Genomic DNA, 25,913 nt, shown 5'->3' on the forward strand with positions numbered 1-25,913 from the left:
TCTACGGACACACAATGACCGACAACTCCACCGCCCGCTTCATCAATATTGGTGAGCGCACCAATGTGACCGGCTCCGCACGGTTCAAGAAGCTCATCATGGGCGATGATTATGCGACGGCAGTCGAAGTCGCGCGCCAGCAGGTCGAGAACGGCGCGCAGATCATCGATGTGAACATGGATGAAGGGCTCCTCGACGCTGAGAAAGCGATGACGACCTTCCTCAAGCTAATCGCTGCAGAGCCGGATATCGCCCGCGTGCCGATCATGATCGACAGTTCCAAATGGGACGTGATTGAGGCGGGACTGAAATGCGTTTCGGGCAAACCCATCGTAAATTCCATCAGCATGAAAGAAGGTGAGGAGCAATTCCTCGAGCAAGCCGGGAAATGCCGCGATTACGGCGCTGCCGTGGTGGTGATGGCTTTCGACGAAGTCGGCCAGGCGGACACCAAGGAGCGCAAGGTCGAAATTTGCTCGCGCGCCTACGATCTGCTGGTCGCCAACGGTTTTCCGCCGGAAGACATCATTTTCGACCCCAACATTTTCGCGGTCGCCACCGGCATTGCCGAACATGACCGCTACGGGCTCGACTTCATCGAGGCGGTGGCCGAGATCAAGCAGCGCTGCCCCCATGCGAAGGCAAGCGGCGGCCTTTCCAACCTCAGCTTCAGTTTTCGTGGCAATGAGACCGTGCGCCGCGCGATGCACTCGGTCTTTCTCTATCACGCGATCCCCGCTGGCCTCGATATGGCGATCGTCAATGCCGGCCAGCTTGACGTGTACGACGCGATCGACCCGCAATTGCGCGAGCTGTGCGAAGACGTGATCCTTGCCCGCCGCGAGGATGCGGCAGAGCGATTGGTCGACCTCGCCGAAAGCTATCGCGGCACGACTGAAAAGGACGAGAAAGCAGCGCAGGAATGGCGCTCTTTGCCCGTCACAAAGCGGCTCGAACACGCGCTCGTCAAAGGCATTGACGCGCATATCGTGGAGGACACGGAAGAGGCACGAGCGGCCGCAAATCGCCCGATCGAGGTCATCGAAGGCCCGCTGATGGACGGCATGAATGTCGTCGGTGACCTCTTCGGCAGCGGGAAGATGTTTCTGCCGCAGGTCGTCAAATCCGCGCGCGTGATGAAGAAAGCCGTCGCCCACCTCATCCCTTTCATCGAGGCGGAGAAAGACCTGCTTCCCGAAGAGGAGCGCAAGTCCAAGGGCAAGATCATCATGGCGACCGTGAAGGGCGACGTGCACGATATCGGCAAGAATATCGTCGGCGTCGTGCTGCAGTGTAATGGCTATGATGTCATCGACCTTGGCGTGATGGTGCCATGGAGCAATATCCTCGAAACCGCGCGGCAGGAGAAAGCCGATATCATCGGTCTATCGGGCCTGATCACCCCTTCGCTGGATGAAATGGTGACGGTGGCCGAAGAAATGCAGAATGCCGAGATGGACATTCCGCTGCTCATCGGCGGGGCGACCACCAGCAAGGTCCACACCGCACTGAAGATCGACACGAATTACGATGGTCCAGTGATCCACGTCCTCGATGCGAGCCGCGCGGTTGGTGTCGCTTCCAAACTCCTCTCCGACACGGCCAAGCCCGAATTCGTCGGCGAAGTCTCGGGCGAATACGAAAAGGTCCGTCTCGCCCGTGAAGGCAAGACGCCGAGTGTGCTGCTTTCAATCGAGGAGGCGCGCGCCAATTTCTATGACGCCTTCCTGTCGGACAAACCTGCCCCGCCTGCCAAGTCGGGCGTGCATGTGTTCGACGACTGGGACCTCGCGGACTTGCGCGATTGCATAGACTGGACGCCCTTCTTCCGCGCGTGGGAATTGCACGGCACCTATCCCAAGATCCTGAAGGACGAGGTCGTGGGCGAGACCGCGACCCAGCTTTTCGCCGATGCCAATGCGATGCTCGACCAGATCGTGAGCGAGAAGTGGCTGACCGCGAGGGGCGTCGCCGGCTTTTGGCCGTGCGCGCGCGACGGGGATGATGTGACCGTCCATCTCGCCGATCACGAAGAGCACGTGCTGCTACCCTTCCTGCGCCAGCAGGTGCGCAAATCGCGCGACCGGGCGAATATGTGCTTGGCCGATTTCATCGACCCCGCGGGCGACTGGATCGGCGGCTTTGCCGTGGGCATCCACGGGATCGAACCACATATCGAACGCTTCCAGGCCGATAAGGACGATTATTCGGACATCCTGCTCAAGGCACTGGCGGACCGGCTGGCGGAAGCTTTTGCCGAGCGGCTGCACCAGCACACCCGCACCGATCTGTGGGGCTATGCGGTCGACGAGAATCTGACCAACGCACAGCTAATCAAGGAAGAATATCGCGGTATTCGGCCGGCACCCGGCTATCCGGCCTGCCCCGATCATTCGCTCAAGCCCATTCTGTTTGATTTGCTGAATGCGCAGGAAAATGTCGGGCTGGAGCTGACCGAAAGCTTTGCCATGCTGCCGACAGCGGCGGTGAGCGGCTTTTACTTCGGCCATCCCGAAAGCCAGTATTTCGGCGTGGCGCGCGTGGGCAGCGATCAGCTGGAAGATTATGCGACCCGCCGCGGCATAGCGCTGGCAGAAGCAGAGCGCTGGCTCCGCCCCAATCTGGATTAGGGCAAAGGGCCACTTGCAACGCCGCAAAGGTCACAATAAGCTCGCGAATCTTACCACCAGACAGCTAACGGGACGGGCACTGGAATGTTCAAACGTATTTTTGGCGGGTTTACCGCTGTATTATTGGCGCTGGGTCTGACGGCCCAGACAGCCGCCGCACGCGATTGGTATCGTGCTGAAAGCGCGCACTTTATCCTTTATTCAGAGGACTCCGAAGAAGCGACAATTGATTACGTGCAGGATTTGGAGCGCCTCGATGAGGTTCTTCGCCTGATGACCGGCGTGGGCGCCGATGATGGCAGCCTGCCGCCTTCCACGAAGGTAACGGTGTTCCGTTACGGCCAGACGCGCGACATGGCGGCGCTGGCAGTCGGCAATCGCAATGCCGGTATCGGCGGGTTCTTCATTCCGCGTGCCACCGGTGCCGTGGCTTTTGTGCCGCGTCAGCGCAATGCGCGGACAGGCCGAAGCCGCCAGCGCGACTTCGACACGGCGATGCAGCTTGAGCCGAAGGCTGTGCTGTTCCACGAATATGTGCACTATTTCATGTTCCAGCATGCCGATGCGCCATATCCGCTTTGGTACAGTGAAGGCTTTGCCGAGCTTTTCTCGAACCTGCAGTTCGAAGAAGATTATTTCATTATCGGCGAAGTTCCGACTTGGCGCAGCGCTTCGCTTGCGACCATTCCGTTGGATCTGGAAGCAACTTTCGATCCGCCTGCACAACGTGATCGCTACACCACAGGCCGCACCTATGCGCATGGCTGGCTGATCGCGAGCCACCTCAATCTAAACCCTGAACGTCGGGGCCAGATGACGGGCTACATGCAGGCGATCGCAGAGGGTCGCCCAATCATGGAAGCGGCGGAAATTGCATTCGGCGATCTCGATGTTCTCTATGACGAGCTTGAAGAATTCCGCACCGGTCGCGCGCGCACCCTCCGTGTGCCTTATGCTGTCCAGGCTGAGCCGGAAGTCGAAATTCGCCAGCTCAACGACGACGAAGAAGCGCGGATGGAACTGATGATCCGTTCCAAGCGCGGTGTCGACGAAGACGAGGCTGAGCGCCTTGTCGGCGTGGCACGTAATCTCGTTGCCGAATATCCCAACAGCACAGCCGTTCTGCTGGCTGCACTGGAAGCCGAATTCGATGCGCGCAACTATGACGAGGCCGAGAGCCTTGCGCAGCGCGTTCTCGAAATCGACTCCGAAAATACCACGGCGGCTTACTATTACGCTGACGTCGCACTGCGCCGGTCTTTCGAAGATCCGACGCAATACGAAGTCGCGCGTGATCGTTTCGTCGATGCTAACCTGATGGAGAACGACCATCCCTATCCGCTTTACGGTTACTATCTCAGCTACCTGCTCGATCCGAGCGTGGATGAAGTGCCGGAGGGCGCAAAGGCCGCGCTGGAAACATCCTTCGCCTACGCCGCTTTCGATGGCGGTGTGCGCCGGGCGTTGGTCCACATGCTGCTTCTCGAACAGCGCGATGATGCCGCGCGCGTCGTGGGTGCGGAATACATCACCGGCAATGGCATTGGTCCCTGCGTCTACCGCCATTATTTCGAGCAGTACGAGAATGGCGATCGTGAAAAGCTTCTCGAAGAAATCCGTCCGGACCACCCGGGCGAGTATCTCGACGAAGATGCGCGTGAAGCGCAGCGCGACGAATTCCGCGAAGAAGCTGAAGCTCTGGGCTGCGAAGTCGACTAAGCGACAGACAGCAGTCTAAGCCTATCGAATGCGGGCGGCTCGTGGTTCTCAGGAACCGCAGGCCGCCCGCAGTCATTTTGGGCCTATGGCAAATGACAATTCCGGCCCCGTGCTCGTCCCCGTCCTGGGAGACCAGCTGACTCGCAATCTCGCTTCGATCAGGGGCCGCACGAAAGACGATACCGTCATCCTGATGATGGAAGTCTGGGACGAGGCGACTTACGTCAAACACCACAAGCAAAAGATCGCCCTGATCTTTTCCGCCATGCGCCATTTCGCAGCCGAGCTGGAGGATGCCGGGTGGCAAGTCGACTACGTCAAGCTGACGGATGACGACAATGCCGGCAGCTTCACCGGCGAAGTCGCGCGCGCGGTGGAGCGGCATTCGCCCCGCGCCATCCATGTTGTCGAGGCTGGCGAATGGCGTGTGCAGCAGGCTATAGAGGAATGGCCCGATAAATTCGATTGCGAAGTCGAGATTCTGCCGGACGATCGCTACATCTGCGCACTGTCCGATTTCAACGAATGGGCCGATGATCGCGACACGCTGCGGATGGAGAATTTCTACCGCGAGATGCGCAAGCGCACCGGCATCCTGATGACCGAGGACGGCAAGCCGAAGGGCGGCGACTGGAATTACGACGAGGACAATCGCGCATCGCCCAAGGAGGAGATGGATCCACCCGATCGCCCGCTATTCGAACCGGACGAGATCACGCAGGAATGCATCGCTCTGGTCGAGGAGGAATTCGGCGACCATTTCGGCGACCTGGAGAAGTTCGGCTGGCCGGTGACGCGTGATGAGGCGGAGAAAGCCGCTGACGCTTTTTTCAAGGAGCGGATCGAGAAGTTCGGCAAATATCAGGACGCGATGGTTTACGGTCAGGATGACCTTTACCACTCCATGCTCTCGACCAGCATCAATCTCGGCCTGCTCGACCCGCTCGAACTCTGTGAGCGGGCGGAGAAATGCTATGAAGATGGCACAGCACCGATCAATTCGGTCGAAGGGTTCATCCGGCAGCTGATCGGCTGGCGTGAATATGTGCGCGGCTTCTACTGGCGTTTCATGCCGGGGCTGGAAAGCGACAACAAGCTGAATGCGCAGCGCGGCCTGCCCGAATTTTTCTGGACCGGCGACACCGATATGCGCTGCCTTTCGGACTCAATCCGCTCGACCAAGGAAAACGCCCATGCGCATCACATCCAGCGTCTGATGGTGTTGGGCAATTTCTGCCTGCTCGCCGGCATCAACCCGCGCGAAGTGCAGGACTGGTATCTGGTGGTCTACGCCGATGCGTATCAATGGGTCGAGCTGCCCAATGTCGCGGCGATGATCCTCTACGCCGATGGTGGCAAGCTGGCGTCCAAGCCTTATTCGGCCTCCGGCAATTACATCAACAAGATGAGCAATTACTGCAAAGACTGCAAATACTCGGTTAGCAAGAAGACCGAGGAGAATGCGTGTCCTTTTAACTCGCTCTATTGGTATTTCATGGATCGCCACCGCGACCGCTTCGGCAGCAATCCGCGCATCGGCCGCGTCTATTCCAATTGGGACCGGATGGATGACGAGAAAAAGCAGGCCTATCTCGACCGCGCCGAAAGCTTCCTCGACACGTTGACGCCCGCAGACAGCAGCTGGGCGCGAGCTGACTAGCGCCTGACCTATTACCTCTCCTCAGAGTCACCCTGACCGACAGAGCAATGATCCATCGCTTGGCCCACGGTACGGTGAAATCCGATTATGCTGGTGTCGATCGACTGCAGGCTCTGTTCAACCGGCGCATGCAGGGCGGCAAAATGCAGGTTTATGCCTTGGAGGTTAAGCCGTGTGCAAAGCCGCCGCAGCATGGCCGCACCGCTGGCATCGATGGCATTGACCGAGCGCATGTCGAGCACGAGGCAATTGATATCGTCATGCCTGCTGACCCGCTCCATGATCTGTTCCTCGGCGAATGCAGCGTTGGCGAAAAATAGCGAGCGGTCGATGCGCACGACAAGGACGGGTTCATCCAGCATCTTCACGTCTTTGCGCGACACTGAGCGGAAGGACTTGCCGCCATCGTCCGTCCCGATGCGCGTGACGCGCGGAAGCGATGAGAACCACAGGAAGTGCATGATGCTCACGCCTGCGCCCACCGCGAGGCCCAGCCGTACGCCGAGCATCAATGTAGCGATGAAGCAGACCGCGATGATGACACCTTCCAGCCGATCGTGCGACCAGACATTCTTGATATCGGCGAGCTTGATCAGGCCGAAGACCGCAGAGATCACGAGAGCTGCGAGCGCCGTCTTGGGCAGATAGACGAGTAGCGGCGCAAGAAAGAGCAAAACGGCGAGCACCACGAGCGATCCCACGACCGACGCGACCCGCGACGCAGCGCCGCTTTCTTCCACCAATGCTGATCGGCTGAGGCTCGCACCCACGGCATAACCGCCGGTGAATGCTGCCGCGATATTGCCCATGCCGAGCCCGACAGCTTCGCGGCTGGTGTCGAGATGGCTGCGATCCGTTCCGGCAAGCGATTTGGCGACAGCTGTCGCCGTGACGAATACGATGATGGCGACGGCCGCGCTGCTCGGCAAAAGCGATATCCAGAGCGCCATGTCAATTGTGGGCACCGTGACCGATGGCAGCGCTGCATCCACGGGCTCGACCGTTTCGACACCCGATGCACCCGTCGCAAACAGCGCCGCTGCAACGATGACCAGAAGCGGAAGCGATTTGGCGACCGCCTGACGATATGGCGGGTGCAGGCCCATCTTCCACAAGGCGGGCGCAGCGAAGCGATTGAGGAGCAGTAGGACCAACACCGTAACTCCGCCGATTACCGCCGTGCGCGTCTGGATATTGGCTATCTCACCCACCAAGGCGGAAAAGGCCGTGGGCAGGTCGCCCGCTCTCTCCACGTTCAGCCCCAAAAGCGTCGGCAATTGACTGAAGGCGATCAATATTGCGGCGGCGGCGGTGAAGCCAAGCAGAGCAGGCTCGCTGACGAAATTGACCAGGCGGCCAAGCCCGAGCGCGCCGATTACAACCAGCAAAATTCCCGCTTCCACCGCGATAATCAGAGCTGTCTGCGCCGGATCACCGCCCGATACTGCGTCAGCCACAATCAGCGACACCAGCGCCACCGGCCCCATAGACACGTAATTACTCGTCCCGAAAACCATGTAGAGCACAGGCGGCACGAGCGCTGCGAACAGGCCGGTTTGCGGAGGCAGCCCAGCGAGCTGCGCATAGGCCATCGCCTGCGGCACAAGCAGGATCGCAAGGATTAGCCCGGCAATGACATCCTTGACGGCCTTGTGGCCGCCATAGTGCTTGAGCCAGCCAAGCCGTGGTACCAGCGCACCACCAATCATCGCGATATCTTCTGCATTGCGCGGTACACCGTAGGGAAGCGGCGCAAATTGGCAAGAAATCAGGGCAATAGGTCTCTGGAGAAGAGTTACTGCGTGCGACGATTGCTACGCTTGCTCTCCTCTTTTATGGCTCCGATTTCTCGCGTTTCAGCAATTCAGCCTTGATTTCCGGCCCATAAGCATAGCCGCCGATGGAGCCATCGGCCTGCACCACGCGGTGGCACGGGATCAGTACGGCAATATTGTTCGCGCCATTCGCCCCGCCCACTGCGCGGCTGGCGTTGGGATTGCCAAGCGCTGCGGCAAGGTCTCCATAGCTGCGGGTCTCGCCCGCAGGGATGCGGCGCAGTTCCTGCCACACGCGCTGCTGGAAAGCGGTGCCTTTGGCATCGAGCGGAATGGTGGAATTGTCCTGCCCCGGCTGCTCGACAGCGGCGACGACCTGGTCGAGCAGATCGCGAAATGCCTCCCCGCCCTGCACCAGTTCAGCCTTGGGAAAGCGGGCGCGCAATTCGGCCTCGCCTTCGCAGAAGGAGAGGCAGCACACGCCCACATCGGTCGCCGCGACGAGCATTTGGCCGAGCGAGGTCTCCACCACGCTCCAATGGATTACCCTGCCCTTGCCGCCATCTGTCCAATCGCTTGCCGTCATGCCGAGCCTGTCTTTCGTTTCTTCGTAAAAGCGTGATGGGGAAGAATAGCCAGCCGAATAGAGCGCGTCGGTGACACTATTGCCTTTCGCCAAAGCCTCCCGCACCCGCTCTTCACGAAGCGCGCGAGCGAAGGCGGCGGGTGAAAGGCCCACTGTGCGTTTGAACAGGCGCTGGAAATGTGTGGGCGAATAGCCGGTCAGGTCGGCCAGCTGGTCCAAGGTCATCGCCCCATCCGCGCGGATCGCGGCTATTGCGGCAAGGACGCAGGCTTCCTCCGTGCTCTGCGTATTGGGCGAGCACCGCCTGCAGGCGCGCAGGCCCGCCGCCTCTGCCTCGGTCGGGCCTGGGTAAAACCGCACATTCTTGCGCAGCGGTTTCCTCGCCGGGCAGCTGGGGCGACAATAAATGCCGGTCGAATGCACGCCGGTGACGAACACGCCGTCGAAACGGCGATCCTTGGCCAGCGCGATCTGCCAGCGATCATTATCGGTGAGGCTGTGTGTCGTCATGGCGCCCATCCTACGCTTTTCACATTGCTGCGCGTCCCGGAGCTTGCGGTCAATGTCACGGGCGGTAGAGATAGCGGCGATGGTTCGGTTTTTCGCCTTGATTGCTTTCGCGCTGTTTGCGAGCGTTTTGCAGCCTGCCCCGGCAGCGGCAGATCCCGCCGATATCGAAGCGGCATCCAGGGGCGTTGTGCGCGTGGTGATCATCGGGAATGACGGTCCGGAGCTTTTTCCCATATCGCACGGAACAGGCTTTTCGGTGGATCAGGAGCGGATTGTCACGAATGCCCACGTCGTCGCGGATGCGGTTCGTGACGATAGGCTGGATATCGGGATCGTCCCGGCAGACGGAGACGAAGCGGTCTATGCGCGCATTATCGCGGTCAGCGAGCGCAATGATCTTGCCCTGCTCGCCACGACAGAGCCGCTCGGCCTCCCACCGATGACGATTGCTGGGAACCCGGCACAAAGCGGACCGGTGACGGCGATTGGCTATCCGCTGAATGTGGACAGAGCGCAGGGCCTTTCTTTCTCCGACATGTTCCGCGCCCAGCCGCCTGTTACGGCCACCGGCTTCCTGTCAGGCCGCCGCCCGAGCCGCGATTTCGATACGCTGCTTCACACAGCTCCCATCGCATCAGGCAATAGCGGCGGGCCGTTGGTGGACCAATGCGGACGCGTGCTGGGCGTCAATTCCTTCGGTGCGGAAAGCCAGGGCTCGGATGCGGAATTTTTCTTCGCCGTTTCGACGCGCGAGCTGCTTCCCTTCCTGCGCGCGAATGGTGTGACGCCGCGGATAAATTCTGCCGAATGCCGCAGCATGGAAGATCTGAACGCGCAGGAGCGCGCGCGCGAATTGGCTGAACGCAACCGGGAGGAAGAGCGCGCGCTGGCCGCTGCAGCAGCGCTGGACAATCGCACGGCAGAGCTTCGCAGAAATATAACCTATGAAGTCATGGATGAACGCTCCAACAAGCTGGCCTTTGCTTTCCTGCTTCTGCTGATTGGCACAGGTGCGGGCGGCATTGCTGCCTTTGCTCACAGGGCACACGATTATCGCATGCGCGCGATTGGCGGCGCGATCGCCTTGGTTGCCGTGATCGGCGCAGCCATCGCCTGGTTCACGCGCCCCGCCTTCTCCGAAATCGACGAGCGGGTGGAAGAAACTCTGCGCGAGGGAATGCCCGATACGGAAGGGTCCGGCCCCATTCCGATCGCATCCACAACCGGCGCTTACACTTGCGTGCTCGAAACGGCGCGGAGCCGCTATGTCGGCGATCCTACAGAAGACCTCACCATCGATTGGAGCGAAGACGGCTGCGTCAATGGCAGGACGCAATACGGCCTCGACAATGGCGAATGGACGCGCGTGTTCGTGCCGGGCAGCGAAGCGGTGGTGTCCGTGAACAAATTCGATCCCGCTGACGCCGAGTTCATAATGGAGCGATATCTGCTGTCCCGCGCGCCGATGACGACTGCCCGCTCTGCGCGCGCGCAGTATCAGGCGCCCAGCTGCGGCGCCGGACAGGACGCTGCTCTCCAGCTTGGCGGATCGCAAAACGCGATCCTTTCGAGCCTGCCCGATATGCCGAACGAACGGCTGGTCTATAGCTGCACGCTAAATGTCGAAGTCAGCGAAGAGGCGGTTGAATGATAGGATCGGCCAAGCGCCTGCGTCTCAGCGCGCCCGCTGGGCATCGGCGACATCCTGACAATCATACCAAAGAGTGACGAAAAGCCATGGGGGTTCGGCTTGCATCCCTTGCCACCCGATGCTAGGCGCGCGCCAGCTTTGAAGGGTGCTTCGTGCATCCGATTCCAAGGCATTCGAATTTTTCCGTTTCTCGGACCCAAAAGGATATTCGCGCGTGGAGCTTTCCGCCGGTATCAAGGCCAGCCTGGCAGGGCGTTATGCAGCTGCCCTTTTCGATCTTGCCAGTGAAGCTGGCACGGTAACCGCCGTCGAGTCCGATCTCGACAAGCTCGATAGCGCCCTGCGCGAATCGGCAGAGCTGCGGGCGCTGATCACCAACCCTGAAATCAGCCGCAACCAGATCGGCAGCGTGATGGCTGGTCTCGGCGATCACCTTGGCCTGACCGAGCTGACGAGACACTTCCTCGGCGTGCTGGCGGAAAACCGCCGCGTCTCCGCCCTGCCCGGCATGATCCGCGCCTTTACCACCATCGCTGCCGCCCAGCGCGGCGAAGTGCAGGCCGAAGTCGCCAGCGCCCACGCGCTGACTGATGAGCAGATCGCCACGTTGGAAGGCAAGCTGCGCGCCCGCGAAGGCCGCACGGTAAAATTGAAATCTCGCGTCGATCCCGACCTTCTGGGCGGGCTCGTCGTCACCATTGGATCGCAGCGCATCGACAGCTCGATCCGCACCCGTCTCAACTCCCTCGCCCAGGCCATGAAGAGCGCCTGAGTAGCCACACACCAAGAAGGCTTATTGCAATGGAAATCCGCGCCGCAGAAATCTCCAAGGTCATCAAGGACCAGATCGCCAATTTCGGTACTGAGGCCGAAGTCAGCGAAGTCGGCTCCGTTCTCTCCGTCGGTGACGGTATTGCCCGTATTCACGGCCTCGACAAGGTGCAGGCCGGTGAAATGGTCAAGTTCGCCAATGGCGTTGAAGGCATGGCTCTGAACCTCGAAGCCGACAATGTCGGTGTCGTGATCTTCGGTTCGGACCAAGACATCAAGGAAGGCGACGTCGTCAAGCGGACCGGCACGATTGTGGACGTTCCCGTCGGCAAGGGCCTGCTCGGCCGCGTGGTCGATGCTCTCGGTAACCCGATCGACGGCAAGGGCCCGCTGACCGACGTCACCAAGGCGCGCGTTGAGCAGAAAGCTCCGGGCATCATCCCGCGTGAATCGGTAAGCGAGCCTGTACAGTCCGGCCTCAAGGCTATCGACGCGCTCGTTCCGGTTGGCCGTGGCCAGCGCGAGCTGATCATCGGTGACCGTCAGACCGGTAAGTCGGCTGTCGCCATCGACACTTTCATCAACCAGAAGGGCGTCAATGCCGGGGAAGATGAAAGCAAGAAGCTTTACTGCATCTATGTCGCCGTGGGCCAGAAGCGCTCCACCGTTGCGCAGATCGTGAAGCAGCTCGAAGAAAATGGCGCGATGGAATACTCCATCGTCGTGGCTGCTACCGCTTCGGAGCCCGCTCCGCTGCAGTATCTCGCCCCCTATACCGGCGCTGCCATGGGTGAATTCTTCCGCGACAACGGCATGCACGCCGTGATCGTTTACGACGACCTTTCGAAGCAGGCCGTGGCTTACCGCCAGATGTCGCTGCTGCTGCGTCGTCCTCCGGGCCGTGAAGCCTATCCGGGTGACGTGTTCTACCTGCACTCACGCCTGCTTGAGCGTGCTGCAAAGATGAATAAGTCGGAAGGCGGCGGCTCGCTGACCGCACTGCCGATCATCGAAACGCAGGCTGGCGACGTGTCGGCCTACATCCCGACAAACGTGATTTCGATCACCGACGGCCAGATCTTCCTTGAAACCGACCTGTTCTATCAGGGTATCCGTCCGGCCATTAACGTCGGTCTGTCGGTTAGCCGTGTGGGCGGCGCTGCCCAGACCAAGGCGATGAAGAAGGTCGCCGGCTCGATCAAGCTGGACCTCGCGCAGTACCGTGAAATGGCTGCCTTCGCGCAGTTCGGTTCGGACCTCGATGCCTCGACCCAGCGCCTGCTGAACCGCGGCGCGCGCCTGACCGAGCTGCTGAAGCAGCCGCAATTCTCGCCGATGCCTGTGGAGGAGCAGGTCGTGTCGATCTTCGCTGGTACCAATGGCTATATCGACGATGTCGCCGTTGACCGCGTAACCGAGTACGAATCCGCCATGCTCAGCTATATGCGTAATGAGCATGCAGATGTCCTCAAGACGATCCGCGACACCGGCAAGTTTGAAGACGACACCAAGGCTGCCGTGGTGAGCGCGCTCGACACGTTCGCCAAGCAGTTCGCGTAAGTCAGGAACGAGACGGTTAGGGAGCCAACATGGCCTCTTTGAAGGAACTCAAGGATCGGATCGGGTCGGTCAAATCGACCCAGAAGATCACCAAGGCGAAGCAGATGGTCGCCGCGGCAAAGCTGCGCAAGGCGCAGGCTGCGGCGGAAGCTGCGCGCCCTTATGCCAATCGCCTCGCCGATGTAATGGGCTCGCTCGCCAGCAAGGTGAGCGGCGACAGCGCCCCGCTGCTGCTGCGCGGTACGGGTTCGAACCAGAAGCACCTGCTTGTCGTCGTGAACACGGACAAGGGCCTGTGCGGTGGTCTCAACTCGAATATCGTCAAGGAAGCCAAGAAGCAGGCCGAAGCGCTGATTGCTGCTGGCAAGGACGTGACCTTCTACCTCGTGGGCAAGAAAGGCCGCGCGCCGATCAAGCGTACCTACGAAGATCGTATCGGTCATCACTTCGACACTTCGGGCGTCCGCAACATCGGTTTCGAAGAAGCCGAAGCGATTGCAGACGATCTGGTTGTGCGTTTCGAGAAAGGCGAATTCGATATCGCCCACCTCGTATACCCGATCTTCAAAAGCGCGCTGGCGCAGGACCCGACAACGGTCCAACTGCTGCCCGTACCCTCACCCGAAACCGCCGAGGAATCGGACGCAGCTGTCGAATATGAGCCAGATGAGGAAGAAATCCTCGCCGAGCTACTTCCGCGCTACGTTAAGACCCAGCTGTTCGGTGCCCTGCTGGAGCGTGAAGCTTCGGAACAGGGTGCTTCGATGACCGCAATGGACAACGCCACGCGTAACGCCGGCGAGCTCATCGACAAGCTGACAATTCAGTACAACCGCAGCCGTCAGGCCGCGATTACGACCGAACTCATCGAAATTATTGCCGGTGCGGAAGCGCTGTAAGGTATCTGAGGAAACTATGAAGAAAATTGCCCCCCTGCTTCTCCCGATCCTCGCTCTCGCAGCTTGCGGTGAAGAGCCTGCTCCGGAGCCCACCCCTGAAGCTGCGCCTGCAGCCGAGGAAGTTGTCGAACTGCCCGCCCCTGACCAGGAACTCTTCGCCGGTCTGCTGGCAGAGCAGTGCCCGGGCGCAGAACCGGTGAACACCGCCGTTTGCCGCCGCGCCATGGGCGCGGAAGAAGCCGTATGCGAATATGGTCTGGGCGATGACGAATACCTCCGCAACGCCGCCACTATCGCAGTGAACGAAGCAGGCGATGCCTGGATGCTCACCGAGGGCGACGCCGTCTGCCCGCAATAAGTTTCAAGACTTTCAACTTTTTAGAACGCCACAGGAAACCAACATGGCCACCGCACCCGCACTGAACCAGACGACCAACGGCACGATTGCCCAGGTCATCGGCGCCGTCGTCGACGTCGCATTCGAAGGCGAACTGCCGCCGATCCTTTCCGCGCTCGAAACGAAGAATGGCGACCAGACGCTCGTTCTCGAAGTGGCGCAGCACCTTGGTGAGAACACCGTGCGCACCATTGCGATGGACGGCACGGATGGCCTTACGCGTGGTCAAGAAGTGACCAACACCGGCGCACAGATCTCCGTTCCGGTTGGCCCGAAGACGCTCGGCCGCATCATGAACGTTGTGGGTGAGCCGATCGACGAGCGCGGCCCCATCGGCGCCGACATGACTTCGCCGATCCACGCAGAAGCACCGGCCTTCGTCGACCAGTCGACCGAAGCCGACATCCTGGTGACGGGCATCAAGGTGATCGACTTGCTCGCACCTTACGCAAAGGGCGGTAAGATCGGCCTGTTCGGCGGCGCTGGCGTGGGCAAGACCGTGCTCATTCAGGAGCTCATCAACAACATCGCAAAGGGTCACGGCGGTGTGTCCGTGTTCGCCGGTGTGGGTGAGCGTACCCGCGAAGGTAACGACCTTTATCACGAATTCCTCGACGCTGGCGTTATCGCCAAGAACGACGCTGGCGAAGCCATTTCCGAAGGCTCCAAAGTGGCACTCGTCTTCGGCCAGATGAACGAGCCTCCGGGCGCACGTGCCCGCGTTGCTCTCTCCGGCCTTACCATGGCGGAATATTTCCGCGATCAGGAAGGCCAGGACGTGCTGTTCTTCGTCGACAACATCTTCCGCTTCACCCAGGCGGGTTCGGAAGTGTCGGCACTGCTCGGCCGTATTCCTTCGGCTGTGGGCTACCAGCCGACCCTGTCGACCGACATGGGTAACCTACAGGAACGCATTACCTCGACCACCAAGGGCTCAATCACCTCGGTGCAGGCCATTTACGTGCCTGCCGATGACTTGACCGACCCGGCACCTGCAACCTCGTTTGCTCACCTTGACGCAACGACCACGCTGAACCGCGCCATTTCGGAGCTGGGCATCTACCCGGCCGTGGACCCGCTGGACTCGACCAGCCGCGTTCTCGAACCGCGGGTTGTCGGCCAGGAGCACTACGACACCGCTCGCCGCGTCCAGGAAATCCTGCAGAAGTACAAGAGCCTGCAGGACATCATCGCCATTCTCGGCATGGATGAGCTTTCGGAAGAAGATAAGCTCACCGTGGCGCGTGCCCGCAAGATCCAGAAGTTCCTCTCGCAGCCGTTCCACGTTGCGGAGGTCTTCACCAACATCCCGGGCAAGTTCGTGCAGCTGGAAGACACGGTGAAGTCCTTCAAGGCCGTCGTCGACGGTGAGTACGACCACCTGCCGGAAGCAGCCTTCTACATGGTCGGCGGCATCGACGAAGCCGTCGAGAAGGCCAAGAAGATGGCTGAGGACGCCTAAGCAATCATGGCGAAGGGGGAACTGCAGCAGCAGCGCCTCCTTCGCCGCCTTGCCTTGGCAGGAATCGCGGTTTTCCTGCTAATTTCCGCCGATTACACGCGCCGCTCGTTCGATCCGCAATGGCGCCTGTTTGACGAGACTTTTGCCGACACGGCCAATGCCATATGGGGCCAGGCCGGCCAGCCGATCTGGCTCTATGCAATCGCCTTCCCAGCCGTCATCTGGAACTTCGGGTGCATGGTGCAAATGGCGCGAGGGCGTAGCCGGGGGCTCTTCAAACCCTACGTCGTCACCGCTGCGATTATTGCGATCGTGCCGATATTCGCCTGGCAGCTGGTGTTGTACAAAACGCTGTGGGAAGTATTCTTCACGGCGCTCGGCTACGCGATTTGCGGTGCAATTGCCGTGTTGCTCTATCTCGGACTGGACTCACAGCCGGATGACGCTAGAGACGCTGACAAATTGGAAAGTGACTGACAATGGCTCTGCATTTTGAACTCGTAACTCCGTCCAAGCTCGTTCGCTCGGAAGACGTCCACATGGTGGTGGTCCCCGGCAGCGAAGGCGAATTCGGCGTGCTGGAAGGCCACGCGCCTTTCATGTCGACAATTCGCGATGGCGCGGTGCAGGTTTACAAAACCGAAGGCGCAGAGCCTGAAAGCATCGTCGTCAAGGGCGGTTTTGCCGAAGTCGGCGATAAAGGCCTGACGGTCCTTGCTGAGCACGTCGAAGCCTGATCGCAGCTCGCATACGAAACAAAAAGGGCGCCCTCTGCGGCGCCTTTTTTTGTGTCCTCACGGTGCGAGCCCTACTCGATAGGGATCATCACTTCATTGCGGCGCATGACGCCGGGCACTGATGGCGGATCGTAGAACGCATATTCAGCGCCGCCCGCTGCCTCCAGCCCATTATCGGCCATCCAACCGCGTAATTGCTCCTCGCGCTCAGCCAATTCGGCGTTTCGGGCATTGCCGGAGAATTGGACCACCGCCATGCGGCGAGCGGGAACTTCGGTAAGCGTGATATCGTCCGGCGCGGGTGGCAGCGTTTCCAGCGTGTATTCGGCAGGCATCACGAAACGCGTGCGCCACCTGCCCTCGCCCCCTGCATCCTGGATGACGGGTGACGTCATGGCGATCTGCTCTGGCTCGCCTGCATCCTGTAGCACCGGAGAAGTCATCGCGATCTCTTCCCCACCGCGATCCTGGGCGAAGATGTAGGCGGCGAGGCGGCGGAAACCGCGGCTTGAAGCTTGCTCTCGCGTCCCTTCGCTCCATACTTCTGCGACTACCATCGGGGCATATTCGCGCAATTCCACGTCCCCATCGCTTTGCAGCACGCTATATTCTGGGCCTTCGATGCTATCCATGTATCGATCATAAGCGAACGCGCTACCGCCGACGAGCAAACCGATACCGGCGGCGGCGATGGCAATTTTCTTGAGCATGACGTGTTTCTCCGTTTGCCCAATCAACCCGCCTTCGATGAGCATGTTCCGCGACGGGCGAGCGCGTCGCCCGATACGACCTAAAAACGCCTTGATCGCTGCGCGCCGGAGTGGGACAGTCCAGTCCATAAATCTGATTCCCGGGAGAAAATCATGAAAAGCGTTTCCACTAGGGCCATCGCCCTTTCTCTTGCCCTCGCAACCGGCATGACAATGGCCGGCCCCGCATACGCACAGGATGCCGACACAGTGGCGAATACCGAATTCGAAGCCGAGAACGATCCCTTCATCTGGCTGGAAGAAACCCGCAGCGATCGCGCCATGGAATGGGTCGCGAACGAGAACGAATTGACCATCGCGGCGCTGCAAACCGATCCGCGTTTCGAAGAACTGCGCGAAGAAGCGCTCGCCATTTATAATGCCGATGACCGCATTCCCGGCCTCAGCTTCACGCATTACGGCATGGTCAATTTCTGGCAGGATGCCGACAATCCCAAGGGAGTGGTGCGCCGCACCACGCTGGATAGCTGGCGGACCGATAATCCGACCTGGGAGACGATCCTCGATGTCGATGCGCTCGCCGAGGCGGAGGGGCGCGACTGGGTCTATCAGGGCATGAGCTGCCTGCCGCCTGACGGCACACGCTGCCTGGTCTCGCTTTCTGACGGCGGGCAGGACGCCGGCGTGATGCGCGAATTCGACCTCGAAACGCTGAGCTTCGTCGAAGGCGGCTTCGAGCTGCCGGAAAGCCAGGGCGGCGCGAGCTGGGTCGATGAAAACACCCTTCTGGTCGGTCGTGACTTTGGCGATGGCACGCTGACCGAAAGCTTCTATCCGTTCACCACCCGCCTCTGGACACGCGGTACGTCGATTGAGGATGCGCCCGAGATTTTCCGAGGCGAGGAGAGCGATGTTTCTGCTGGCGCTTACCTGCTGCGCGATGCTTCCGGCACGGTGCACGGCCGCATGGCCTATCGCGGAATTTCCTTCCACGAGCGCGCCTATTACTTTGAAGTCGATGGCGAATGGGTTGCGCTGGAAATCCCGGCGAAGGCCAACCCATATGGCATCGTCGATGGCCACCTGCTGTTCTCCACCGATGTCGAGTGGAACGATGGTGAACAGGTCTTCCCGGCTGACTCGATTATCGCTGTCGACCTTGAAGCCTTCAAAGCTGATCCGAACACGACGGATCGCACCCTCGTCTGGTCTCCGCAGGAGCGGCAGACGAAGCGCGGCGCGTCCACCACGGCGAATTCGCTTTATGTCACACTGCTCGACAATGTGCGCGGTCAGGTGCTCAAATTCGACTATGTCGATGGCGAGTGGGTATCGGAGCGTATCGACCTGCCGGAGAATGCAAGTGTGGGCGTGTCGACGGCTTCGAACGAGACCGATCAGATCATGTTCTATTCGACCGACTTCCTGTCGCCCGGAACCTATTACTACGCTGCCGATGGCGTAACGCCAGAACCGGTGAAGGAATCGCCCGAGCGCTTCGATGCGACGGGCATGCAGATCGAGCAGTATGAGGCCACTAGCGCCGACGGCACGCAGATCCCGTACTTCATCGTCCGGCCGGAAGGCATGGAAGACGATGGCAGCACGCCGACGCTCCTTTACGGCTATGGCGGTTTCCAGGTCTCACAGGTGCCAAGCTATCTCGGCACCACGGGCCGCATGTGGGTTGAGCGCGGCGGCGCCTATGTGCTCGCAAACCTTCGCGGCGGCGGCGAATTCGGCCCGGAATGGCACCAGAGCGCTATCCGTGAAAACAAGCAGCGCACCTGGGATGACTTCATTGCGGTGGCCGAAGACCTGGTCGAGCGCGGCTTTACCAGCCCCGATCACCTCGGCATTCAGGGCGGCAGCCAGGGTGGATTGCTGGTGGGCACAGCGTTCACCCAGCGCCCTGACCTGTTCGATGCTGCCATCGTGCAGATCCCACTCTTCGACATGCTACGCTATCAATATATCGGTCGCGGCGCGTCATGGATCGGCGAATATGGCGATCCGCGCATCCCTGAACAGCGCGAGTGGATCGAAGGCTATTCACCCTATCAGGCGCTGAATTCAGGCGAGGATTTCCCGCGCGTTTTCTATGTCACCTCCACCGCCGATGACCGCACCCATCCGAGCCACGGCCGCAAGGCTGCTGCGCGCATGGCGGCAAATGGCGATGAGTATCTGTATTATGAGGACATGACCGGTGGCCATTCCGGCGGGGTCGATAATGAACAGCGCGCCCGCCTGCGCGCCATGCAGATCGTCTACCTGATGCAGCAGCTGATGGACGACTGATCCGGCGGGCTGAATGTCGCCTTCAAGAACGGGCCGCGATGCACAGCGCATTGCGGCCCGTTTTGTGTCAGCTCCGCTTTCGCCGGGTTGGGGCATGAAAATCGGGTGGCTTGTCAGCTATCCAGCGCAGGAATTTCGCCACTTCCTCATTTTCAAGCAACGGCGCACGCTTACCATTTAGCCGCACAAGCTCAGCATTGGTGAAATGCGCATGGATGGTGCGGTGGCAGATGGGATGAACCGGAACGGTCTCGCGCCCCTTCTTGGACTTTGGCACCACGTGATGCTGTTGCACCCGCCTGCCAAGCGGCCTTTCGCATAGCCAGCAAAGCGCGTCTTCAGCAGCAGTCATAAAGCTTTCTTAACCATGATTGGCCAAAGCGGATGCGATGAAAGATTCAGCACGATGACCGTGGTGGCAGCCAGTACACCTGCAGGCAAGACCGGCAATATTGCGGCGATGCTGCGCGGCGACGCGCTGGCGCTTGTGCTGCTCGGCGCGCTGGTGCTGCTGACGCGCGGCATCTGGTTTGGCGATCCGGTCGCCGATTTCGACGAGCAGCTCTACAGTTTCATCGGCTGGCGCATGACCGAAGGCGAATTGCCTTTCATCGACTGGTGGGATCGTAAGCCCGTTGGCCTGTTTGCCATTTTCGGCGCTGCGCACTGGCTGTTCGGCCCCGGCCCCCTCGCCTATCAGATTGTCGCCACGCTGTTCGCGTTTGCAGGTGCGGCGCTTGTTTATATGCTCGCGCGCCGCCTTGTCGGACGCCTGTCCGCATGGCTTGCCGCCGCGATTTCGACGATGCTGCTGTGCGCCTACGCCAGCTATTCCGGGCAGAGCGAAGTTTTCTTTCTGCCGCTGATGCTTGGTATGGTCGCGCTGCTCATAGACGCCGATCACCCGCATTTCACCCGCCGCGCGATGATGGCCATGCTGCTTGGCGGGCTGGCTCTGCAAGTCAAATACACCGTGGTCCCGCAGTGCCTGTTCTTCGGCCTTTACGCGCTTTGGGTGGAGCATAAGCGCGGCGCGGCTTTCTCTCGCCTGATCTGGCTCGGTGCTGCATTCGCCCTCATCGGCTTGTTGCCGACCCTGCTTGTCGCCGTATTCTACGCCGCTCTGGGCGAATTCGACGCATTCATGTTCGCCAACTTCCTGTCCTTTTTCGATCGGACGCCCGCACCGCAGGGCCGCTGGGGCGCCGATCACGCTCTGGGCGTTGTTCCCATCGCGCTGCTGGTCGTCGGCGGTATCTACGGCGCATTCCGCATGCGCGCGCCTGAGCCATTTCGCGACTGGCTGTTCTTTTGTGGCTGGGCAGTGTCGAGCCTCACCAGCGTCCTGCTGCCGGGCACGGTTTATCTCTATTATTATGCGGCGTTGGCAGCGCCTGCCGCGTTGGTTGCCCTTCCAATGCTGGATCGCCAGAGCCCGCTTCGCGCTGTGCCCGGCATCCTTATCGCCGTGGCTTTTCTTGCGCTGCTTTCGATTCCCGACCGCAGACAGACGTCGTTGGAAGAACGCGCCGCGGCTGAGCAGCTCGCCAGCGTTATCGCGCCGCATGTGGATGCTGAGGACAATTGCCTGTGGCTCTGGGATGGCCCGTCCGCGCTCTACCGGATGACGAATAGCTGCGTGCCCACGCGCTTTGTCTATCCCGACCATCTGAACAATGCGCTGGAAGTGAATGCGCTGGAGGTTTCGCAAAGCGAAGAAGTCGCACGCATTCTGGCAAACCGCCCCGGCGCGATCGTGACCGCCAGCCGCCCGATGACCATCCAAAATGAGGAGGCGACGGCGCTGGTCGAAGCTGCCCTTGCCAGTGACTATGAAGAGCGCCTTTCGGTCGAAATGCACGACCGGACGCTTACCGCTTGGATACGCCGGGACTGACCGATTTGGCAGCGACATCGCGCCGCCTGCCCAAATACCAGAGCCACAATCCCGATCCGATAATCAGCGCCGCGCCGCCCATCGCAATTGCGTCAGGCGCTTCGTTGAAGAAAATCCAGGCAAGCGTCGTTGCGACCAGGATCTGCACATAGGTCATCGGGGCGATGGTCGCGGCGCCCGCCCGCTGTGTGCCCATGAAGATCAGCCAGTGCGCGCATGTCGCCGTTACCGCCACGCAAGCCGCGCGGGCAAGCACGTGCCATTCCGGCCAGTAGAAATCGACCGCAGCATATCCGCTCACCTCGCCCAGAACCGCGGCGGTCACCAACACGACTGTCGCCCCGCCCGCGACATAGACTTGCGCTGCGAGCGAGCTCCCCGCCCCTCTCGCCGCGCGGTTTGCCGTCATCAGCACCGCCATGCCGAAAGCACACAGCACCGGCAGAAGCGCAGCAAAGCCGATCTCCGCGAAATTGGGCCGCAGGATGATCAGCACACCGATGAAAGCCACTACGGTGGCGATGATGGTGGAGGCACGAAGGCGCTCGCCGAGGAAGACGCTTGCCAGCAGCGCGGTGATCATCGGCTGGGTGAAAGTGATCGCCACGGCATCCGCCAGCGGCATCAGCCACACGCTGCCGAAGAAAGCGAGCGTCGCGATCCCCACGCCCAGCCCGCGCATCGCCTGAATGGCAGGCTTCGAAATTGTGCGAAACGGTGCCCCGCCCTCCTTATACGCCAGCAAAGCCGAAAGCGCGGCGAAGCCTAGCGAATAGCGGAAGGCGGCGAGCGCAGTGGGTGTCCACTCATCGGCAATGCTTTTCACAATTGCATCGCCAATCGACAGCAGGACGAAGCCCGCCAGCGCGAAGACCAATCCGGCCTTGTCCGATTGTTGCATGCGATGAGAACCTTGCGGCGATGACTGCGCTGGCCCCTAGGCCTGCTGGCAGTGCGCATCAATCGCAAAATCCGCCCGCACCCGCCTCGCCAAGTTTACGAAGCCTTAAACGGTCATGCTTAACAGAAACCTATACACGGCCCCGCTGGGGCTCGTTTTTTGCGTGGAGACAGCGTGGTTAAACTGATCATCCAGATCCCGTGTCTGAACGAGGCGGAAAGCCTGCCAGAGACGCTCGCGCGGCTTCCCCGGCGCATTCCGGGCGTGGATGTGATCGAATTTCTGGTGGTGGACGATGGCTCCAGCGATGGGACGGCCGTGGTGGCTCGCCAGTTCGGCGCGCATCATGTGGTGAGCCATCGGCGCAATCGCGGCCTTGCTGCCGCCTTCCGCTCCGGCCTGGACAAGGCATTGTCTGAAGGCGCGGATATCATCGTGAATACGGATGGTGACGGACAATATGAGGGCGCGGATATTGCGGCGCTTGTCACCCCGGTGGTCGAGGGCCGCGCGGACATCGTGATCGGGGATCGGGGCGTTGCGGACAATGCGCATTTCTCCCCAGCCAAACGGCTCATGCAGCGTGTGGGATCGGGCGTGGTGCAATCGCTGGCGGGCACGAAAGTGACCGACGCAGTGAGCGGTTTTCGCGCGATCAGCCGGGAGGCTGCGCAGCGCATCAACATCACCACCGAATTTTCCTACACCACCGACATGCTGATCCAGGCGGGTCGCAAGAAGATGGCGATCCTGACAGTGCCGGTGCGCACCCATGCCGCCGTGCGCCCCAGCCGCCTATTCAAGTCGATCCCGCGCTTTATCATGCAGACCGGCATCACAATGGCCCGCGCCTTTACCGCGCACAAACCGCTGCGCGCCTTTGTCGGCACGGGATCGCTGATCGCGTTTATCGGCCTGCTGCCCATCCTTAGGTTCCTTTGGTTCGTTGCTCAGGGGGACGGGAGCGGGCATATCCAGTCGCTCGTCATCGGCGGAGCGCTGCTCGTGCTCGGCGCGCTGGTCGCCATCCTTGGCATGGTCGCCGATCTCATTGCTGCCAATCGCAAGCTGATTGAAGAAAACCTCGCCCGCACACGCGCGCTCGAAGATCGCATTACGGAGTTGCATGCGAGCCGCGTGAATGAATTACCAGCAAGCCGAAAGCGCGCCTCATGAGCAGCGCCGCGATGGCGGCACAGCTGCCCGATGCAGCGCAAAGCCAAGCCTCTGCATCGACAGATGCGCGCCTGTGGCCGCTTGCCGCGCTTGGCCTTCTGCTTGTGGCTCAGGCCAGCCTCAGCTTCACGCGCGCGGTCAATTGGGACGAGTTCTATTTCTACAATCAGGTCGCGGCCTTTGCGGGCGGCGAGCTGGAAAGTCCTCTACAAACATTCCATGCGCGCCTCTTTTTCTGGCTGCCCGGCCTCTTTGGCAGCAGCGTAGACCATATCGTCGTAGCTCGACTGGTGATGATGCTGTTCGAGGCGGCAACGCTGATCGGGCTGTACGCCATTGCGCGACGCTTTACGGACCGGTTGAACGCGCTGTTTGTACCGCTGCTCTATCTCTCGGCAGGATATGTGTTTCAGCACGGCGCATCCTTCCGCGTGGATCCGATGGCTACCGCTTTGCTGGTCGGATCGCTGGCGGTGCTGGCGCGCAGCAGGCTCGATGCCAAATCCATCGCAGCCTTCGGCTTGCTCGCGGGCCTCGCCGCCATGATCACGATCAAAGTGGTGCTTTACCTTCCTGCGTTCGCGGGTCTCGCCCTCATGTGGTTAATTCAGGCGAATTGGGCACGCAGCGAATTTATTCGACTGGCCTTTTGCGGCGTTACGGCTGCACTCGCTTTCGCTGGCCTCTTCTTGTGGCATTCATCCGCCGTCACGGGAGGATCGCAGGCCGTGAACGCGCCGCCTACCTTGCTTGCGGATTCGCTCAGCTGGATGTTTGTGCTTGGCCTGCCGCAATATTGGGAAATGGCGGTCAAGTCGGCCATGCTCGCGCCAGTATTCTTCGCCGCCATTCTTGCGAGCCCTTTTTTGCTGGCTCGCTCGGATCGATCGCGGGCTGAGAAGGCGGCGCTGGTCGGCCTATGGCTGCCGGTGCTCACGCCGTTTTTCTACACCAATAGCGCGGCCTATTTTTACGCCTTCATGCTCGCCCCTGTGGCGCTGGGCTGCATTCCTGCGCTTGAGTGGGCACGTCAGCGTTTCTCGCCGATGATCCTGACTGTCGCCCTCGCCGCAGTCACGCTGACTGTGTTCGCGGTGGAGGATCGCAGCACGATCGATCGCCAGCGCCAGCTTGACGCCGATGTGCGCGCGATCTTCCCGCAGCCTGTCACCTATTTCGATCACAATTACATGATGGGCGGGTGGCCCAAAGCCAATCGCTTTATGACGCCGTGGGGACTGCAGAAATATCATGACGCAGGGCAGCCCGCCTATCGCATGGCAATGGAGCGCGGGACGGTTCCGCTGTTGCTCGCCAATTGGGATGGCCTGCAGGACCTTATAGACCGCGGAGATGACACCGTTCTTCTGCCGCAAGACACCGCCGCATTGCGCGACAATTACATTTCGCTTACGCCATTTATTTACGTTGCAGGTCAGAAATTTGTTGCGGGCACTGATGTGCAGCATGAATTTCTCGTCCCGGGCACCTACACCGTTCGCGGCGGTGCGATGACAATAGATGGCATTGAGTTTGAGCCGGGCGAAACAGTCGAGATCACACGCGGCATGTATTCCATCGCGGTTGGCGAAGCCGGCGAAGCTTTGCTCGTCTGGGGTGACAATCTGCAGGTCCCCGAAAATGCGCTGCAGGAAGGACCGATCTATGTCGGTTTCTGACTTTGCATCCCACGCCATGGCGATTGCCATACGGGTCAAAGGCGCGCTCCAGCCGTACCGCAAGCTGTTCTTAGCAGTCGGCCTCGCCCTATTTTCTGGTGGGATCATCTATTTCGCGCAGAGGCTGGATGTCAGCCTTGCCGACCTCAACCCGCTCGCCATCTCCAGCCTGTTCGCCCTCGCCGTTCTGAGCATGATCTACAGCGCAATCAGCATGAAAGTGCTGGCCAAGGGTGCGAGTGTTGAGCTCTCTTTGCTCGACGGGATACGCATCAATGCTGTCGCTCAAATGGCAGAGCTATTGCCGATACCCGGCGGCGCGATTGTGCGTACGGGGGCGCTCATGCAGCGCGGCACGGGGCTGCGTCAAAGCGGGGAGCTGGTGATCGCATCATCGCTGCTGTGGGTCACACTGGCAGGGACGGCCGGCGCGCTCGCCCTAACCACCTATCACGCCGAAGCATGGATCGCCGCCCTCGCCCTCGCAGGTGCCAGCTTAGTCCTCGCAGGCTGGCTCGCACTGCATGGCGGTGTTGGCTTCGCGCTATGGTGCGTGGCCTTGCGCATCTTCGGCGTTTCGCTCACCGCTCTGCGCCTGCTCGTCGCCTTCTGGGCAATCGGCATGGTAGTGCCGCCAATGACTGGGTTCGTATTTTCCTTCGCCACTATCGCCGGAACCGCGAGCGCGGTGGTACCGACCGGCATTGGCGTGGGCGAAAGTCTCGCCGCGCTGCTCGCTCTGCCGATCCAGATCGCGCCGGGAGCCGCCTTCCTTGCAACCGGCCTCAACCGCCTCGTGGGATTGATATTAAACGGTGCCTGTGCCTTAGCATTCGTGGGCTTGCCAAAGCCTACCGCACCCATCCAGCCCTCCGTGCAAGAGCGATAAGCC

At 60.6% G+C, this 25,913-nt stretch carries 21 protein-coding genes; 16 read left to right on the top strand and 5 right to left on the bottom strand.

Translation table 11 applies throughout. From position 1 onward, the window contains the following. Nucleotides 1–14 precede the first annotated feature (14 nt). The 3 genes from metH to I5L03_RS10485 all read left to right on the top strand — a co-directional run bounded on the left by metH (nucleotide 15) and on the right by I5L03_RS10485 (nucleotide 6,009). Nucleotides 15–2,630 carry a methionine synthase gene (metH, locus tag I5L03_RS10475; RefSeq protein WP_197921720.1) on the top strand — a complete coding sequence of 872 codons (2,616 nt, stop codon included), beginning with the start codon at nucleotides 15–17 and terminating at the stop codon, nucleotides 2,628–2,630. An 84-nt stretch (nucleotides 2,631–2,714) separates the two neighbouring features. Then, nucleotides 2,715–4,349, top strand: coding sequence for a tetratricopeptide repeat protein (locus tag I5L03_RS10480; RefSeq protein ID WP_197921721.1), 1,635 nt, complete (start codon nucleotides 2,715–2,717; stop codon nucleotides 4,347–4,349). An 85-nt stretch (nucleotides 4,350–4,434) separates the two neighbouring features. Further along, a complete protein-coding gene (locus tag I5L03_RS10485; protein ID WP_197921722.1) occupies nucleotides 4,435–6,009 on the top strand; it encodes a cryptochrome/photolyase family protein in 1,575 nt (524 codons plus the stop codon). Nucleotides 6,010–6,020: 11 nt separating this feature from the next. Here I5L03_RS10485 and I5L03_RS10490 read toward each other — a convergent pair whose 3' ends face one another. Then, nucleotides 6,021–7,718, bottom strand: a complete 1,698-nt coding sequence (locus I5L03_RS10490) for a SulP family inorganic anion transporter (RefSeq protein WP_197921723.1) — start codon at nucleotides 7,716–7,718, stop codon at nucleotides 6,021–6,023. A gap of 124 nt (nucleotides 7,719–7,842) precedes the next feature. Then, a complete protein-coding gene (gene ada / locus I5L03_RS10495) occupies nucleotides 7,843–8,880 on the bottom strand; it encodes a bifunctional DNA-binding transcriptional regulator/O6-methylguanine-DNA methyltransferase Ada (RefSeq protein ID WP_197921724.1) in 1,038 nt (345 codons plus the stop codon). Nucleotides 8,881–8,959: 79 nt separating this feature from the next. On the opposite strand from ada, the gene I5L03_RS10500 reads away from it, so the two are divergent. The 8 genes from I5L03_RS10500 to I5L03_RS10535 all read left to right on the top strand — a co-directional run bounded on the left by I5L03_RS10500 (nucleotide 8,960) and on the right by I5L03_RS10535 (nucleotide 16,357). Then, a complete protein-coding gene (locus I5L03_RS10500; protein WP_197921725.1) occupies nucleotides 8,960–10,531 on the top strand; it encodes a S1C family serine protease in 1,572 nt (523 codons plus the stop codon). A 214-nt stretch (nucleotides 10,532–10,745) separates the two neighbouring features. After that, nucleotides 10,746–11,303 (top strand): F0F1 ATP synthase subunit delta, encoded by a 558-nt coding sequence (locus I5L03_RS10505; protein ID WP_197921726.1) that lies wholly within the window; start codon nucleotides 10,746–10,748, stop codon nucleotides 11,301–11,303. A 29-nt stretch (nucleotides 11,304–11,332) separates the two neighbouring features. Further along, the gene (atpA, locus tag I5L03_RS10510) at nucleotides 11,333–12,862 is read left to right on the top strand and encodes a F0F1 ATP synthase subunit alpha (RefSeq protein ID WP_197921727.1); all 1,530 of its coding nucleotides are present in this window, start codon (nucleotides 11,333–11,335) and stop codon (nucleotides 12,860–12,862) included. A 29-nt stretch (nucleotides 12,863–12,891) separates the two neighbouring features. After that, nucleotides 12,892–13,761: a F0F1 ATP synthase subunit gamma gene (locus tag I5L03_RS10515; protein ID WP_197921728.1), complete on the top strand. Its 870-nt coding sequence runs from the start codon at nucleotides 12,892–12,894 to the stop codon at nucleotides 13,759–13,761. Between the two features lie 16 nt (nucleotides 13,762–13,777). Continuing rightward, nucleotides 13,778–14,119, top strand: a complete 342-nt coding sequence (locus I5L03_RS10520; RefSeq protein ID WP_197921729.1) for a hypothetical protein — start codon at nucleotides 13,778–13,780, stop codon at nucleotides 14,117–14,119. Between the two features lie 43 nt (nucleotides 14,120–14,162). Continuing rightward, complete coding sequence (gene atpD / locus I5L03_RS10525; RefSeq protein ID WP_197921730.1) at nucleotides 14,163–15,620, top strand: F0F1 ATP synthase subunit beta; 1,458 nt, start codon at nucleotides 14,163–14,165, stop codon at nucleotides 15,618–15,620. 6 nt (nucleotides 15,621–15,626) lie between these two features. Continuing rightward, nucleotides 15,627–16,097, top strand: a complete 471-nt coding sequence (locus I5L03_RS10530; protein WP_197921731.1) for a hypothetical protein — start codon at nucleotides 15,627–15,629, stop codon at nucleotides 16,095–16,097. Between the two features lie 2 nt (nucleotides 16,098–16,099). After that, a complete protein-coding gene (locus I5L03_RS10535; protein ID WP_197921732.1) occupies nucleotides 16,100–16,357 on the top strand; it encodes an ATP synthase F1 subunit epsilon in 258 nt (85 codons plus the stop codon). Nucleotides 16,358–16,428: 71 nt separating this feature from the next. On the opposite strand, the gene I5L03_RS10540 is transcribed toward I5L03_RS10535, so the two are convergent. Further along, a complete protein-coding gene (locus I5L03_RS10540) occupies nucleotides 16,429–17,067 on the bottom strand; it encodes an SOUL family heme-binding protein (RefSeq protein ID WP_197921733.1) in 639 nt (212 codons plus the stop codon). A gap of 153 nt (nucleotides 17,068–17,220) precedes the next feature. On the opposite strand from I5L03_RS10540, the gene I5L03_RS10545 reads away from it, so the two are divergent. Then, nucleotides 17,221–19,368, top strand: coding sequence for a prolyl oligopeptidase family serine peptidase (locus tag I5L03_RS10545; protein WP_197921734.1), 2,148 nt, complete (start codon nucleotides 17,221–17,223; stop codon nucleotides 19,366–19,368). A 67-nt stretch (nucleotides 19,369–19,435) separates the two neighbouring features. Here I5L03_RS10545 and I5L03_RS10550 read toward each other — a convergent pair whose 3' ends face one another. Next, nucleotides 19,436–19,720: an HNH endonuclease gene (locus I5L03_RS10550; protein ID WP_197921735.1), complete on the bottom strand. Its 285-nt coding sequence runs from the start codon at nucleotides 19,718–19,720 to the stop codon at nucleotides 19,436–19,438. Between the two features lie 54 nt (nucleotides 19,721–19,774). Here I5L03_RS10550 and I5L03_RS10555 point away from each other — a divergent pair, with 54 nt between their 5' ends. Next, the gene (locus I5L03_RS10555; protein ID WP_197921736.1) at nucleotides 19,775–21,265 is read left to right on the top strand and encodes an ArnT family glycosyltransferase; all 1,491 of its coding nucleotides are present in this window, start codon (nucleotides 19,775–19,777) and stop codon (nucleotides 21,263–21,265) included. Here the strand turns inward: I5L03_RS10555 and I5L03_RS10560 are convergent. Further along, nucleotides 21,240–22,166 (bottom strand): DMT family transporter, encoded by a 927-nt coding sequence (locus I5L03_RS10560; protein ID WP_197921737.1) that lies wholly within the window; start codon nucleotides 22,164–22,166, stop codon nucleotides 21,240–21,242. The genes I5L03_RS10555 and I5L03_RS10560 overlap by 26 nt on opposite strands. A 174-nt stretch (nucleotides 22,167–22,340) precedes the next feature. On the opposite strand from I5L03_RS10560, the gene I5L03_RS10565 reads away from it, so the two are divergent. Genes I5L03_RS10565 through I5L03_RS10575 form a run of 3 tightly spaced genes read left to right on the top strand, consistent with a single transcriptional unit; the run spans nucleotide 22,341 to nucleotide 25,910 of the window. After that, on the top strand, nucleotides 22,341–23,342 hold the full coding sequence (locus tag I5L03_RS10565) for a glycosyltransferase family 2 protein (protein ID WP_197921738.1): 1,002 nt from the start codon (nucleotides 22,341–22,343) through the stop codon (nucleotides 23,340–23,342). Then, nucleotides 23,339–25,021, top strand: coding sequence for an ArnT family glycosyltransferase (locus I5L03_RS10570; RefSeq protein ID WP_197921739.1), 1,683 nt, complete (start codon nucleotides 23,339–23,341; stop codon nucleotides 25,019–25,021). The genes I5L03_RS10565 and I5L03_RS10570 overlap by 4 nt, the downstream gene beginning before the upstream one ends. Beyond that, entirely contained in the window at nucleotides 25,008–25,910 is a 903-nt protein-coding gene (locus I5L03_RS10575; protein ID WP_197921740.1) for a hypothetical protein, read from the top strand. Before I5L03_RS10570 ends, I5L03_RS10575 begins: the two co-directional genes overlap by 14 nt. Nucleotides 25,911–25,913 lie beyond the last annotated feature (3 nt).

Origin of the sequence: Aurantiacibacter sediminis (genome assembly GCF_016019885.1) — a bacterium.
In the GTDB taxonomy this organism is placed as follows: domain Bacteria; phylum Pseudomonadota; class Alphaproteobacteria; order Sphingomonadales; family Sphingomonadaceae; genus Alteraurantiacibacter; species Alteraurantiacibacter sediminis.

Coding starts and splice junctions, on each gene's coding strand:
- metH (WP_197921720.1), top strand. CDS start 15: ATGACCGACAACTCCACCGCCCGCTTCATCAATATTGGTGAGCGCACC.
- I5L03_RS10480 (WP_197921721.1), top strand. CDS start 2,715: ATGTTCAAACGTATTTTTGGCGGGTTTACCGCTGTATTATTGGCGCTG.
- I5L03_RS10485 (WP_197921722.1), top strand. CDS start 4,435: ATGGCAAATGACAATTCCGGCCCCGTGCTCGTCCCCGTCCTGGGAGAC.
- I5L03_RS10490 (WP_197921723.1), bottom strand. CDS start 7,718: ATGATTGGTGGTGCGCTGGTACCACGGCTTGGCTGGCTCAAGCACTAT.
- ada (WP_197921724.1), bottom strand. CDS start 8,880: ATGACGACACACAGCCTCACCGATAATGATCGCTGGCAGATCGCGCTG.
- I5L03_RS10500 (WP_197921725.1), top strand. CDS start 8,960: ATGGTTCGGTTTTTCGCCTTGATTGCTTTCGCGCTGTTTGCGAGCGTT.
- atpA (WP_197921727.1), top strand. CDS start 11,333: ATGGAAATCCGCGCCGCAGAAATCTCCAAGGTCATCAAGGACCAGATC.
- I5L03_RS10515 (WP_197921728.1), top strand. CDS start 12,892: ATGGCCTCTTTGAAGGAACTCAAGGATCGGATCGGGTCGGTCAAATCG.
- I5L03_RS10520 (WP_197921729.1), top strand. CDS start 13,778: ATGAAGAAAATTGCCCCCCTGCTTCTCCCGATCCTCGCTCTCGCAGCT.
- atpD (WP_197921730.1), top strand. CDS start 14,163: ATGGCCACCGCACCCGCACTGAACCAGACGACCAACGGCACGATTGCC.
- I5L03_RS10530 (WP_197921731.1), top strand. CDS start 15,627: ATGGCGAAGGGGGAACTGCAGCAGCAGCGCCTCCTTCGCCGCCTTGCC.
- I5L03_RS10535 (WP_197921732.1), top strand. CDS start 16,100: ATGGCTCTGCATTTTGAACTCGTAACTCCGTCCAAGCTCGTTCGCTCG.
- I5L03_RS10540 (WP_197921733.1), bottom strand. CDS start 17,067: ATGCTCAAGAAAATTGCCATCGCCGCCGCCGGTATCGGTTTGCTCGTC.
- I5L03_RS10545 (WP_197921734.1), top strand. CDS start 17,221: ATGAAAAGCGTTTCCACTAGGGCCATCGCCCTTTCTCTTGCCCTCGCA.
- I5L03_RS10550 (WP_197921735.1), bottom strand. CDS start 19,720: ATGACTGCTGCTGAAGACGCGCTTTGCTGGCTATGCGAAAGGCCGCTT.
- I5L03_RS10555 (WP_197921736.1), top strand. CDS start 19,775: ATGACCGTGGTGGCAGCCAGTACACCTGCAGGCAAGACCGGCAATATT.
- I5L03_RS10560 (WP_197921737.1), bottom strand. CDS start 22,166: ATGCAACAATCGGACAAGGCCGGATTGGTCTTCGCGCTGGCGGGCTTC.
- I5L03_RS10570 (WP_197921739.1), top strand. CDS start 23,339: ATGAGCAGCGCCGCGATGGCGGCACAGCTGCCCGATGCAGCGCAAAGC.
- I5L03_RS10575 (WP_197921740.1), top strand. CDS start 25,008: ATGTCGGTTTCTGACTTTGCATCCCACGCCATGGCGATTGCCATACGG.